19 protein-coding genes are annotated in these 12,790 nt (G+C 33.9%); 1 reads left to right on the top strand and 18 read right to left on the bottom strand.

Features of this window, described 5'->3' with window-relative positions:
• Window positions 1–294: 294 nt before the first annotated feature.
• From K6119_RS08205 to K6119_RS08190, 4 genes are read right to left on the bottom strand one after another with little or no spacing between them, the layout of a single operon-like run.
• Window positions 295–897: a hypothetical protein gene (locus K6119_RS08205; RefSeq protein ID WP_221838026.1), complete on the bottom strand. Its 603-nt coding sequence runs from the start codon at window positions 895–897 to the stop codon at window positions 295–297.
• Between the two features lie 42 nt (window positions 898–939).
• Complete coding sequence (locus tag K6119_RS08200) at window positions 940–1,599, bottom strand: hypothetical protein (RefSeq protein ID WP_221838022.1); 660 nt, start codon at window positions 1,597–1,599, stop codon at window positions 940–942.
• Between the two features lie 53 nt (window positions 1,600–1,652).
• Window positions 1,653–2,096, bottom strand: coding sequence for a hypothetical protein (locus tag K6119_RS08195; protein WP_221838012.1), 444 nt, complete (start codon window positions 2,094–2,096; stop codon window positions 1,653–1,655).
• Window positions 2,097–2,124: 28 nt separating this feature from the next.
• Complete coding sequence (locus tag K6119_RS08190) at window positions 2,125–2,514, bottom strand: hypothetical protein (RefSeq protein WP_221838009.1); 390 nt, start codon at window positions 2,512–2,514, stop codon at window positions 2,125–2,127.
• 135 nt (window positions 2,515–2,649) lie between these two features.
• Between K6119_RS08190 and K6119_RS08185 the strand changes: the two genes are divergently transcribed.
• The gene (locus K6119_RS08185) at window positions 2,650–3,279 is read left to right on the top strand and encodes a DsrE family protein (RefSeq protein ID WP_221838006.1); all 630 of its coding nucleotides are present in this window, start codon (window positions 2,650–2,652) and stop codon (window positions 3,277–3,279) included.
• Between the two features lie 58 nt (window positions 3,280–3,337).
• Here K6119_RS08185 and K6119_RS08180 read toward each other — a convergent pair whose 3' ends face one another.
• The 14 genes from K6119_RS08180 to K6119_RS08115 all read right to left on the bottom strand — a co-directional run bounded on the left by K6119_RS08180 (window position 3,338) and on the right by K6119_RS08115 (window position 12,694).
• A complete protein-coding gene (locus K6119_RS08180; RefSeq protein ID WP_221838003.1) occupies window positions 3,338–3,856 on the bottom strand; it encodes a hypothetical protein in 519 nt (172 codons plus the stop codon).
• A gap of 88 nt (window positions 3,857–3,944) precedes the next feature.
• Window positions 3,945–4,991 carry an alpha/beta fold hydrolase gene (locus K6119_RS08175; protein ID WP_221838000.1) on the bottom strand — a complete coding sequence of 349 codons (1,047 nt, stop codon included), beginning with the start codon at window positions 4,989–4,991 and terminating at the stop codon, window positions 3,945–3,947.
• Window positions 4,992–5,608: 617 nt separating this feature from the next.
• Window positions 5,609–6,025 carry a hypothetical protein gene (locus K6119_RS08170; RefSeq protein ID WP_221837993.1) on the bottom strand — a complete coding sequence of 139 codons (417 nt, stop codon included), beginning with the start codon at window positions 6,023–6,025 and terminating at the stop codon, window positions 5,609–5,611.
• A gap of 99 nt (window positions 6,026–6,124) precedes the next feature.
• Window positions 6,125–6,508, bottom strand: coding sequence for a DUF6331 family protein (locus tag K6119_RS08165; RefSeq protein WP_221837990.1), 384 nt, complete (start codon window positions 6,506–6,508; stop codon window positions 6,125–6,127).
• 149 nt (window positions 6,509–6,657) lie between these two features.
• Entirely contained in the window at window positions 6,658–7,086 is a 429-nt protein-coding gene (locus K6119_RS08160; protein WP_221837987.1) for a hypothetical protein, read from the bottom strand.
• A 171-nt stretch (window positions 7,087–7,257) separates the two neighbouring features.
• Window positions 7,258–7,650 (bottom strand): hypothetical protein, encoded by a 393-nt coding sequence (locus K6119_RS08155; RefSeq protein WP_221837982.1) that lies wholly within the window; start codon window positions 7,648–7,650, stop codon window positions 7,258–7,260.
• Between the two features lie 58 nt (window positions 7,651–7,708).
• On the bottom strand, window positions 7,709–8,266 hold the full coding sequence (locus tag K6119_RS08150; RefSeq protein WP_221837972.1) for a hypothetical protein: 558 nt from the start codon (window positions 8,264–8,266) through the stop codon (window positions 7,709–7,711).
• A gap of 158 nt (window positions 8,267–8,424) precedes the next feature.
• A complete protein-coding gene (locus K6119_RS08145; protein WP_221837968.1) occupies window positions 8,425–8,916 on the bottom strand; it encodes a hypothetical protein in 492 nt (163 codons plus the stop codon).
• A gap of 34 nt (window positions 8,917–8,950) precedes the next feature.
• Window positions 8,951–9,541, bottom strand: coding sequence for a toxin-antitoxin system YwqK family antitoxin (locus K6119_RS08140; RefSeq protein WP_237828139.1), 591 nt, complete (start codon window positions 9,539–9,541; stop codon window positions 8,951–8,953).
• An 80-nt stretch (window positions 9,542–9,621) separates the two neighbouring features.
• Window positions 9,622–10,089, bottom strand: coding sequence for a hypothetical protein (locus K6119_RS08135; RefSeq protein WP_221837962.1), 468 nt, complete (start codon window positions 10,087–10,089; stop codon window positions 9,622–9,624).
• Window positions 10,090–10,226: 137 nt separating this feature from the next.
• Window positions 10,227–10,640: a hypothetical protein gene (locus K6119_RS08130; protein ID WP_221837959.1), complete on the bottom strand. Its 414-nt coding sequence runs from the start codon at window positions 10,638–10,640 to the stop codon at window positions 10,227–10,229.
• 123 nt (window positions 10,641–10,763) lie between these two features.
• Window positions 10,764–11,180 carry an energy transducer TonB gene (locus tag K6119_RS08125; protein WP_221837956.1) on the bottom strand — a complete coding sequence of 139 codons (417 nt, stop codon included), beginning with the start codon at window positions 11,178–11,180 and terminating at the stop codon, window positions 10,764–10,766.
• Between the two features lie 216 nt (window positions 11,181–11,396).
• Window positions 11,397–11,732, bottom strand: coding sequence for a hypothetical protein (locus tag K6119_RS08120; protein WP_221837953.1), 336 nt, complete (start codon window positions 11,730–11,732; stop codon window positions 11,397–11,399).
• Window positions 11,733–12,352: 620 nt separating this feature from the next.
• Complete coding sequence (locus K6119_RS08115; RefSeq protein ID WP_221837948.1) at window positions 12,353–12,694, bottom strand: hypothetical protein; 342 nt, start codon at window positions 12,692–12,694, stop codon at window positions 12,353–12,355.
• Window positions 12,695–12,790 lie beyond the last annotated feature (96 nt).

The following is a 12,790-nucleotide window of genomic DNA, read 5'->3' as shown; positions in this document are numbered from 1 at the left end:
CTTTTTATCAACAATTCAGAAAAGTGAGTAATGAGGTTTGATTGGGAGAATTTAATTAACTGTTAAACGATAATTAAGCCGATTAAGATGAAAACAATTAATCCAACAATGCCATTCATCATAGGATCATCTTTTATAAAATCTTTTAAACTTCTCTTGGACATCCAAAATCGCGAGATGATAAATCTGAAAAAAGCACCTGGAACGGACAGCAGAAAATAGAGTATATTTTCAAATAGTATTTCTACAATTATTTCTCCTATCACTTCAAAAATCGGCATCAGTATTAACAAATTAATCAATCACTAAACCTTGCTTTGTTGAATCATTAAGAAAAGTCTCAATTGTATGGGTAACAGTTTCAAAATGACCATCTGAATTCAGTTTGTATGATTTCATTTCAATAGTCGTTGAATCCATCAATTTATTGTCTCCTTTTGAAAAATAATCAGAGGTGTCAACCAATTCAATATTAATATCTTCATTTATAATAAACCAATTTCTGCTGCTCAAAAAAGGGTCCTCGGCACATTGTCCGGGAGTCAAATTTAAAGAGTCAATTCTGTCCCCCTTTTTATCATAAGAGTATAGAATAGGACAAGAATAATCGCAAGCAAAATCAAAAATAACCAATGCGTATTCAGATGATGAGTTAAGTTTGGCGATTAATCTTCCTTGTTCAGGATAGAAATTAAGATAATCTGTAAATGCTTTATCTTCTACAAGGCGATCAAAGTTGCAAGTCATTTTAACAGGAAAATCATAAGCGGGAATTTTTGAAATAAACTCTTCAAAAGGAGTCTCATGAGTATGATTTTCTTTTACTTCTTCTTGCTGGCTTGAATTTTCGCTGCATGCAAACAGCATCAGAAAAATCAGAATGTGATAAATTTTCATTTTGGGTTAAAAGAATAATTCACTTAAAGCTAGTTAAATAAACTAATCTTCCAAAGTGTTTAGCACGGTTTGACATTGTTCCTGTGCTCTTTCATAAATGCTGTTTGTTTGAATTGAAAGTCTATATAGTAATGAAACCGTATTTATGAAATGATCTGATCCAAAATATTCCGGATCGGTGACCTCAGGAAAACCTCCTTTTATTGAATATTTGGATAGATACATAGGCGTATAATATTCTTTGCGATATTCTTCTCTTCTTTTGTCGATCATGAATATTTTTTGGAAGGAGATTTTAAGTGTTCCTAATTCTCTAACTAGCTTGAGATCACGTTTTCCGCCGTGTTCTCTAAATTGGTCAATATATGTTTCAATGTCAGTGACCGGATAAAATTCATCCGTCATTCCTAACATCAAAGCTTTTTCAGCTCTTTTAAGTAAACCATCATTATCATTAACCGGCACCACAAAAATTGACATTGCTGAGTCTAAATAAGTTTGATTTGAAACTAGCATAGAATCAATAACTGCCAAGTCAGATTGTAAATCTTCAACAAGGTACCCTTTGTACTGTTCATTTAACTCATTGGATTGTTTGTTGGCATACCAGTTTTGAAGAAAAAATGGAACGTAAATACTAATGGATAGCACTAGTCCTTGCGCAATTATCGATTTCCAGTTAACTTTTGACTTTTCGCTCATTGGTTCCAAATATAGTGGAGTAAAACTATAAAAATGCTTTTAATGAAACCGTCTTAATTCTGCTCAAAAGTGAGGTATTGATTTCCAAGATTGTTGCCGTTGAGGTCGTTCAACTCAAGTTTTGAATCTGATAATAATAGAAAAAACCAATCTTCATTTAAGTCTGCCAATTCATTGGTAAGATTAAAATCAATTATCAGGTATAAATTTTCTGCAGTAACGTTACTACTGTCTAAAATATGCCAATTGCCATTGTAATTATCCGTTCCCTTGTTGGCATTTACACTTCCAGATTCATTAAATGTAAAACTGTAGCCCGTAAATTGACTGGTAGAATCAATTCCGGTATCAGTGTATTTGCTTATGTGCCAGCTTCCGTTTTGGACAATTCCTTCAGCTTTACTTTTAGGACCATCATCTTTTTTACAAGATGCGGTTAGCGTAAATAATGCTATACATCCAATAAGTAAATTATTTAATTGTCTTGATTTCATCATTTAAGCTGAGATTTTTAAAATAGTCGATTTATTTTTTACCAAATAACTTTTTAAACCATGTGGTTTTTTCCTTCTCGGGATTTATCTTTTCCTTTTTCTGTGATCCATCAGCCATTATCTTTTCCTCTTTCCATGATCCATCAGCCATTCTGGTAGCTTTTATATTGCCAATTTCTATCACCTGACCTTCTCCATGACTTACAAATTCAACCAAGTCTTGAGTAGTCCAAATGGTTTCTTTTGTTTCATCTAATTCTACTGAAATAGCATAGTCAGATGTTGTGTCACCAATAAATTCGATATTGGAAACAGATGGAGTTGTAAAACCCAAACAAACTCCGGTTTTGGAAGCTACTCCTGCATTTTGTGTTGTTTGGTTGTCCACAAATTTCACTTCATCTCCGAATTCTATGATCATTATTATAAAAGTTTATCTAAATCTACTAATATAAGGTGTTCAGGATATTTATGGTATAGCCATGTAATAAACATCACAGTATTAAAGTATGGAATAAGTTATTATCGCGTCTAATAAAATTACTTCACTTAAGAAATGATGATTAATAGATTGACTTTAATATTATTTACAACTGTTTTTATACTCACCAATACAATTTCACAAGCACAAGATTCAACAAAAGCAGTAAACAAATCTCACAACGCAGAAAATTTTGTGACTTCTAAATGGAAAGATAAAAACGGAAGTGCTCAAAGTTTGGATGAGAAGTTCGGAGACGGAACCATGAAGGCTACACGCTTTTTGAAAAACACAAAAAAAATAAAAGTTGTGTATCAGCTCAATAAATTGTGTTCAGATTCAACTTGCGCTAAACCTTACGGAATTGGCAATATTTTTAATCATATCAATGATTTAAAAATCACGCACGGAATTAAAGCTAAAAATTATGAGTTTGTAGTGATAATACACGGTGGTGGCTGGCCGCTTGTTTTAAATAATGAACCGGAAAATGGTGTTGAAAAACATGCTACAGATAATCCTTTTCAATCACAAGTTGAAAAGCTGGTGGCTGAGCCCGGAGTAAAGATCTACTTTTGTCAAAACACAGCGCATTCCAAAAAAGTAAGTTTAAACCAAATGATTCCGGGAATTGGTTTTGTAACTGCAGGGATATCTGCCATTGTAGATTTACAAATGGAAGGGTATATTTATGTTCAACCTTAAATAAACTTGAGGAGAAAATTTGTTTTCATTTGCGTTAAAGTGTTGTAGAATGGTTTGATTAAAATTTTTTACCATTTAAATTCCATCCTTTGTTCTGATGGATTATTGTTCTCCTTTTCAGCCAAAACCCAGTTTGGTTCATTCCAGTGAAAAATATTATTCCGGCTATTGACCAAGCTCTAGAATTTGAGTATTCCGTCAGAGTTCCAGTGCAAACTATTGCTCCTGTAAGTCCAAATACTGCCAGAAAGGTATAGATCTTTCTTCCTTTTTTCTTCATATTGAATAATGTAATGGAAGATATATCATTGGACATAAATTCATGTAGCTCGCTAGCTTTATCCTTAATATAAAATGAGGAGTCTGTGCTACTTTCATAACTACCTTTAATTGAATTTTCGGGACCCTTTACTTTTACTTTATCCCCCTTAAACAATACAAAAGATCTATTTTTTAACGTGTTAACAAATACCAGTGAATCGGTTTGCGAAAATGAGTTATAAGGATTGTTAGACTCGCAGAGTGAGTAAAATGAAATGAGATTTAGAACTAAAAAAACTATGACTCTTTTCGACATTGATGATATCATTTGCTTAAGGCTAGCAATTTACTGTATCTAACACAATTGATAACATGTTTGTTATTTCATTGGAGAAACAATGATGTCAATTATTAATTTTTTCAATCAATAATTTCATGTCATTTATGAATTGTTGTGGTCTTTGAAAGTGAGCATGATGTTGTGTGTTTTCATAAATGCGGTGTTCTATTAGTTCAGGGTGCATTGCTTTTAATTTGGAATTATCAGGCGTGTAGTTTTGCCAAGTTTCACCTTCAGATACCGGGTCAATTATAATCATTGGAACCGATAGGTTTCGGTACACTATTAGTGGTTGCATAAGATAAGTTGATGAGGATAAAAGAGGTGCTAATGTTGGTGATTCTACAGCATTCAGCATTGATTCAACAGATTCATTTGCAACCGCCTGCCAAACATCTGAGGTATATCCCCATTTACCATTAAGGCCAATTTTAAGACCATCAAGTATCCAGGCCTGACTGACTTTATTTGATGTATCTGCCAAAGCACAAAAAGCTTCAAATTTTGTATTGTAGGTTACTAGTAAATCTTTTGGAATTTGCGCTTCTTTATATTTTTCACGTAAAGTGTCTCTATTCATTTTATATCTCGGATTTAGCGCATTAGCAGAACCACCATCCACAAGCATTAATCCAAGAACTGATTCGGGGTAAGTGTCATAAAATGCAGATGCGATATATCCACCACGAGACCAACCGCCAATAATTGCCTTTTTGATTTGTAGGCTATCCATTAGGAACTTTATATCATCAGCAATGTGATAAATAGATTTTTCTTCTTTAGGCATAGGAGTTTGTCCATGTCCGTAATAATCTATACTGATTATTTGTAATCCCATACTCATTAAAGAGTCTTTGAAATTTAGAATTTCCCAAGAAGAACTCCCTGTTCCGGGAATCCATATTAACGGCATATCTGTAGAATCACCAAGGCTGATATAATGCATTTTGACATTATCTGTTTGAATGTGATAACCTATCTCAGATTCAATGGCTTCATACTCCGTTAATGAAAGATCATATAATTCCTTGTAAACAGCTTTAGTTGTATCAATTTGGCAGTATCCTATGAGATGAACAAACGTTGAGACTATGAGGATTATATTTTTCATGAAGTTTTATGTAGGTTAAATCATTTGTCTAAAGTTAGGAAATTGTCCATATTGATTTCTATTTGCACGGTCCGTATTGGTCATATGCATAATAGAATATAACTTCTCCAACCTTTCCACAGTTATTTCTTACTCTCCATGTGATTCCGATTATTTTTTGGGAACCAATCTGCTTCAATACATAAGAATTATAATCTTGAGAGTTTTCAGGTTTTTTTTCAAATGTACGGTACCACGTTCAAAATAAATTTGAATTTCACAGCTATCGATATTCTCTGTAATAATACCTCTGCAAATTCCAGGAGGTTCAAAAATAGGCTTCCAATTAAAATCTAATTCTAGAATGTCAATTGCATATTTTACTTTTTTCCCTATTAAGCTGCTGTCAATTTCTATAACTGAATGGGCTTTTGGGACTTCATTTTGTCCAAATGAAAGAATTGAAGAAAAAAATAGAATTGAAAAAATGAGTCTCATGTTAGTTAAACAAGTTTGTGTTCGTTTTAGTTACATAAGTCGATTCACAGTTGATTCTAATGTTTTACTAAAGTTAGGAAATTGTCCGAAGCTTTTGAATAGTAAATTTTGATAATCCGTTTCTACCTATCTAAAATCGATCAAATTTTCACACCACTAAATGTATATTCACGCGTTCCAGCTAGACTGGTCCAGCTGATAGTGCCTTCTATATTATTACCCTGTGCCTTACCTTTGATTTGGAGCAAGGATCCATATTTGTTGTACTCTTTGTATTTGAAGAGAATAATTTGTATTGAGTCAGTCTTATAAAGTTTTGGAGAATAGCTTGAGCTGCCAAAACCTTCTCTTTCCATCATATAAATTGAGTACAAATTACCCGAATCAAATTTTAATGTATCATCTGGCCAATTACTCCCCATTTTTTTGCCTTTTACTCTTTCTACCTCTACTAAATAATCTTTTCCATCCAAATTTGGTGTTGACTGACAGAATAGCTTGTTAGGAGATAAACAAACAAAAAGAGCTGTGAGTATTAGGGTGTAAGCGTATTTCATAATCTAGATTTGTTACTTTATGTGCAGTAATTTATAAAGTAACCATGAATGTTATGCGGGGTTGCAGTTAAAACTTGAAAGAGAGGACATGAACTTTATTTATAGTGTTATGCACTGTTTTTTTAAGTGCTTCAGTAGGTTAATGAAAACATGCCTGTCGAATAGCTGATTCAATCGAGTAGAGCTCACAACATTTTCTGTCCTGTTCTCAATTACATTAATTGCATCCTCGAGGGTTTTTGTTAACTCCTCTCGGTCGCACTCCAAGTATGCTTTGGTAACATTTTCCGTTGTCCAATCAAAAGCATCAAGTCCACAACATTCTGCTACACATAAGGTTTCAAGAGAATTCCAAAACTTATTTTTTGGGTCAATTAGATAGTCGATATCATGCACTTGCACTTTGTCAAGATCCCAGTTGATCCATGAGATATACTCATCTTCTCCGATTAATATGTCTTCACCGTCAGTCCAGTTAGGCATAGTGCATAACGTTTGGCTAAAGCTAGCAATTTACTTTATTCAAAGAAAATAAAATTGTAGTTGCATTGGGTGGGATCCTTATGGCTATTAGGAGTGTAAGTAAATAAGATTAGGTCATTCGTTTTAATTATTGTGTTGTGTTTCGGTTTCTATTCCTTTTTCAATTTGTCAAACAAATCATGGGCGCCATAGTCTGGACTAAGTGTTAAAGTAATCCATCCACTTGTGAAATTATAAATGCGATCTTTAGGACCAAAACAGCCTGATACATGCTCTCGGTCGGGATTATCTGAATCAAGACTATAGTTTAAAAACTCGTTAAAAATTGAATCTTTTTCCGAAGTAAACGGAATTTTAGTTTCATACTCTTCTCCCACATAGCAAAGAATATATCGTTCTTCATCATTTCGAATAATTAGGTAATCCGATTCTGAGCCACCAGCAATTCCACCAAAGGAAGTTTCATGAATTTCAATTTTATTCGATTCCTTTAATTTGTCTACTTTCTGTTCTTTTGAACTACATGAGCAAAGGGAGAAAAGCGTAATTGTCAGAACTATATTAATAAATGTCTTCATGGCCCAATGAATCACAACGTTTGCCTAAAGCTAGCAATTTACTTTGTTCAATGAAAATGAAATTGTAGTTGAATTGCGTGCGATCCTTATGGCTATTAGGAGTGAAGGTAAAAAAGGTTGGGTCATGCGCTTTAACTATTGTGTTGCGTGTAGTTTTTTACCATGCAAACCTCATAAGTAGAAGATTTCTTCTAGTTTCCAATTTTTGTAAATAGCACAAACTATATGTCTCCTAGAGAATAGGTTCTTTTTGCAATTAAAAGCTATTTCAATTGGTTGTTCAGAATTGTTTTCATCAGGGATTATTATTGCTCCTAACTTGCATTTTTGCATGGTCAATCCATTTCCTAAACTTCCGCTAATTTCTTGTTTAATTTTTTCCCAATTGCTTTTAATATTGAGGAACGAGTCAATTTGATTTTTAGAAATGTTTCCGGTAGTTGTAGTGAATGATAGATGAAAATAACCTAAAGTTTCTGACTCTATCATTCCTTCGTAAGTAGAATCAAATTCATTCCAAGTAAACGTTCCTAATTCATTAGTTATGATTTCATTATTGCTCATCTTCTTGGTATAAGGGGCTGGACGCTTAGCTTTTCTTACTTGTGTTAGGTGCCGTTTTTCACTTCAGAAATTCTAGGTCCAGATACATTTCTTGTTTATTTTGCCGACTGACGTACAGGTACGTTTCCTTTTGAACAGCTAATTGCATAGCTAATGTTGTTGGATCTTTTTCAATATTTACGAGATATTCTATTGTCTCACCTTCAACTGGAATAGAAATTTTAACCGTGTTTAAGTTTCTGTCCACTTGAATAACATTAGAATTACGGTAACCAGCTATTTCGTCTAAGACGTCATATTTAGATACGCTAACAACTACATTGTCCGTCCATGAGTTAGATTTGACTTCAACATTTTCGAGATCTACAAGAATTTTCTTGGCATTCCGTTTAAATTCTTCAAGTTCTTGTTTCCATTTTTTCTGTGCTTTTCGGTCATTTGAGCTACTAGAGGCAAGATAAATGAGAACAATTATTCCGACAATTGCCATCAGAATAATTCCAATCATGCTAAATAGGCCATTGTCATTCTTGAGACCAGCACGTAACATTACTAAACCTAGTCCAAACAAACCGATCAGAATGTAAATCGCAAACTTCTGGAGATTCTCTTTCATATCGTTAACGGGTTATAGCGTTTGTCTAAAGCTAGCAATTTACTTTGTTCAACAAAAATGAATTTGTAGTTGAGTTGGGTGAGATCCTGATAACTATCGTGAGCGTGGCCAAAAAGTGTCGGACGTGAGCTTTGCTTACTTTGTTTTACTCAGTTTTTTTACCCCTTAAAAATTAATGAGAAGTACAGCATGTCATTGTTACGACCATAGGAGTATCGGAACCTAGGAGCTATAGTGAAATATAGGAGTTGTAGTTCCAGACCTAGAATAAAAATACCATTAATTCTGGATATTCCTTGAAGTTCAAAATTGGGTTCTAATCCTGCTCCTAGTTGAGGTCTAACCTTTCCGTTAAAAGGTTCGAATGCAGCATAAATTGGGAATTCGAGATTTGTTGATTCTATGATATTATCATTAATTCTTCTTTCAACAAAAGAAAGATTCGAATTTATACCAACTGCCAACATATTATGAGGTTCGTATTCATAGAGAAGTCCAATTGTAATTCCTGCTCTACCAAACTTCTGCGGATAATTGACACCTTCAATAAATCCGAATTGATGGTTTTTTTCAATAGGTTTGTCAGTTTGTTGACTCAAGGAAAACTGGCTAAGTAATAAGATTAGAATTGCTAAGAGTAGGGGTTTCATTGTATCATTATTGAACGACAAATAGCTGGTCTTATTATCGAATCAGATCAGATTTAATCTGTTCATTCAGTTCAATGGTATTGCCATTTTCATCCCAATATTGCCATGTCTCATTCAAAGATTCTACGAAAACGGCGTCTTCGCCACAATTGAAGTTGATCTTTTCAAAAATTCTGGTGTAAGTTCCTTTTGCTTTTACTTGACCATTATCGTAAAAGTAAGTCCATGATCCTGATTTGTAATAGTAGCCTACAATTGATGGACCTGCGAATTGACAAAAGTTAAATGCACCAAGATCAAATGACCCCTCAGATCTTAACTGACCATTTGAATAATACGATTTCCATTTTCCAATTCTTGCATCATTAAACTGATTAAAAGGATCAAGAATTATGTTACCAATCCATTGTATTCCAGATGAATCAATAATTGTGTCTTGTTCAACATAAAATGTGATGGAACTATCAATGTTATTGAATTGATTTGAATAGGTATTAATTCGGTAAGACATGGAATCTAAAGTTCCATTTAGGAAATGATTTCGAATTTTAGAAAGGGTAGAATCTTGCTGTCCGATACTTAGGAAGGGAAAGATGATTAAACATATAATCCAAGCGGTTTTCATGACAATATAAAACAACAATTTAGGTATTAAATTGGCCTGGGAGTGTTAATTAATGCTAAAGTTAGAGTAAAGCTAGCAATTTACTTTGGTAACCAGCCTTCTTTAAACTTTTGCAGATAATTGGCCAATTCATCTTCACGATTTAAACCATCCAAATCCGAACAAAGAACTTTTACATCTTGATAACTATGGTGATCTGGCAAACATGCGATATTCAATGTCTGCCAAAATGTATCGGCAACAGTTTCGTTTGTGTGCCAAGTGGTCATTACTTCAGTCCAGTCCTTTTCTTCTATTTCTAAGTTTAGGTCTACAAGATGAAAATCAAAATAATCATGAAGTTGTTCTGCATATTTACCGTTCGATTTAAAGTCAACTATTCCGAAACTGAGAGCTTTATTAATAAATTGCTCGAATTGTTTCCAGTCAGGTTCTGAATTAGCGATAAACATACATACCCACGTGTCAGAAGGAATACTTTCTTCAAATATGTTGTGGTAGTCCGACCAGTATATTTTCCAAGTATTGTTGGTTCCAATTAAATTCATATTGTAATGACACCTAACGTTTGGCTAAAGCTAGCAATTTACTTTGTTCAACGAAAATGAAATTGTAGTTGAATTGGGTGAGATCCTAATAGCAAACGGGAGTGTGGACAAAAAAGTGTCGGACGTGAGCTTTCCTATTATGTTATGCACAGTTTTTCCCCATAATACTTCCTTGCAGAATGAGATACAGCTGCAATTAAAAGCATAGGATAAGTTAGTACTGGAACAAGTATAACAGAATACCACACAAAGCTCTTTTGTTCTATTCCTAAATCATACAGAATGGCATGAGTAAAGTAAAACCCTGAAATACTAGCACTTTTTGGAGCAAAGAAGTCGGTATAAATGAATGCGCCAATTCCGATTAATGATAGTCCGATCAGGACATATCTAAATTCCTTTCGTTTTACAAAAAGAGCAACTAAACAAAGTACAGGTAATATTATCCTTAAAGGAAGATGATAGGGTCCATTATAAATGAACATGGATAAGTTGTAAATGGTAGGAATTCCGACCAAAACACAAATTATTATTCTAACCCACTTAATCATGTAATTGCCACAACGTTTGACTAAAGCTAGCAATATATTTTGTTCAATGAAAATGAAATTGTAGTTGAATTGCGTGCTAAATGTGTTAGCTTAATTTATTATGTTAAAGTGCGTTTTTAACCCTTAACGAAAGTGAATGTTTATTGGAATTGTGTATTTAACGTTTACCGCATTACCATTACATTTTCCCGGTGACCATTTAGGCATTTTTTTTATTGCCTTTACTCCTTCTTGCGCAATTGCATCATCAAAAGATTTTTCGACTTTGATATGTGTTATTGTTCCATCTTTCAAAACAAAAAATGAGATATAAATCATGCCCATGCCACACATTCCAGTTTCAGGATATTCAATATTAGAGAGGAGAAAAGAATTCATTTCTTTAATACCACCTGGATATTCTGGAACAACATCTGGTAAAATTGTATATTCTATATCAAAAATGCTGTCTGTCATTAAAATACAGTCAGTATTTTGTTGTCCGAATACACTATAACCACCCAAGAAAACAATAAATACCAAAGAAGCTAATTGATTCATAATAAGAAGTCTGCACAATTTATGCCAATGTACCCATAATGTTTGAGCAAAGCTAGCAATTTACCTTGTTCAACGAAAATGAAATTGTAGTTGAATTGCGAGCGATTCTGACAGTTATCGGGAGATGGTAAGCCGGACTATGGACACGTAATGGGAGAGAAGAGTGATGGACAAGTGTCGGACGTAAGCTTGGCTTACTATATTATGAGCAGTTTTCTACAACACTTCTGAGTATTGGGCAAGCAACTGGGAAAATTTTGCTCTAACTTCCTCTTGGTCTTTGCTTTCAAATTTAAGTAGGCATGGGGATTCATTCCAATCATGTCCATCAAATAAATAGATAACATATTGACCGTCTTCTTCACCGTACCAGCCAAGATCAAGTTTGTATTTTGAGTTTGTTACTTGAATCAAATCTTCTGAGAAATAGGTATAAAATTCGTCTTGAGCAATTGCTTCCGATAAGCTAACATTCCTCCATTCATTTTTGGCAACATTCCAGCTGTTTGGTATGTCCTTAATGCATAAAGAGTGATTCTCGTAATTGCTCATAAAGTTCGCCTAAAACTAACAATTTACTTTGTTCAACGAAAATGAAATTGTAGTTGAATTGGGTTTTAAAGGGTTATAACCAAAGGTTGGAAGTTAGCCTTGATAACTGTGTTAGGTTCAGTCTTTCACTTACTTTTAGTGAGAGGAACTTTGCACAAAGATCTGTCCGTCCCAGTTTTGTTCAGGTCCTCTTCCGACTGTAGCCTTATAAACTAGGAATAAATAAAACCCAGTAATTAGCACAGTAATAAATAGGTTCAATTTTAAATTTTTCTTCCGTTTTTGCATGAACATAAATATCAATTGGGTAATAATAGCACCGAAAATGATAACTAAAAAAGTAAGATCACCAAGTCCGTATCCGAATGATATTTTACCGATTAGAAGAAGTCCGAATAACGATATGCCCAGAATAACTAGCAGCCACTGAAAAATGAAGATATATCGGAATTTAGATAACTGACTAGGCATAACGTTTGAGTAAAACTAACAATTTACTTTGTTCAACGAAAATGAAATTGTAGTAGAATTGGGTGAGATCCTGAAAGCAAACCGGAGTGTGGACCAAAAAGTGTCGGACGTGTGCCGTACTTACTGTGTTATGCTTGGTTTTTTACCCCCTACATTTTTTCAAAACTAAGTTTCAGGTTCGCACCTAAATGACCGTGTAGATCTGCAGCTTGTTGACCAGAGAATTTTAAGTTTTCTATCAGTCTTGTCATTGAATTTTTGTCCTCACCGCGCTTAAGTTCAAGTAGTATGTTCCAAACTCTGTGATTCAATTCATTTGACCACTTAAGCATTTCAATTTTTTGTTCATTTAAGTATGAGTCATCAGACCAAATTGCTCGATTGGTTATTGCGAGTTGGTACAGGAATTTCTCGCAAAACTTTATTTTGTTTTCAAGGTTCCAGTCAGAAGCTGTTTTAATAAAAATGGTGGTGTTAAAGTCTGATTTCATTTGTCAAAATGTGATGACGCATATCATTTGCCTAAAACTAACAATTTACTTTGTTCAACGAAAATGAAATTATAGTTGAATTGCGTGCGATCCCAA

The organism is Paracrocinitomix mangrovi (genome assembly GCF_019740355.2).
In the GTDB taxonomy this organism is placed as follows: domain Bacteria; phylum Bacteroidota; class Bacteroidia; order Flavobacteriales_D; family Crocinitomicaceae; genus Paracrocinitomix; species Paracrocinitomix mangrovi.
Note: the sequence above shows the minus strand (reverse complement) of the source record. Positions and strands in the feature narration are given on the sequence as shown.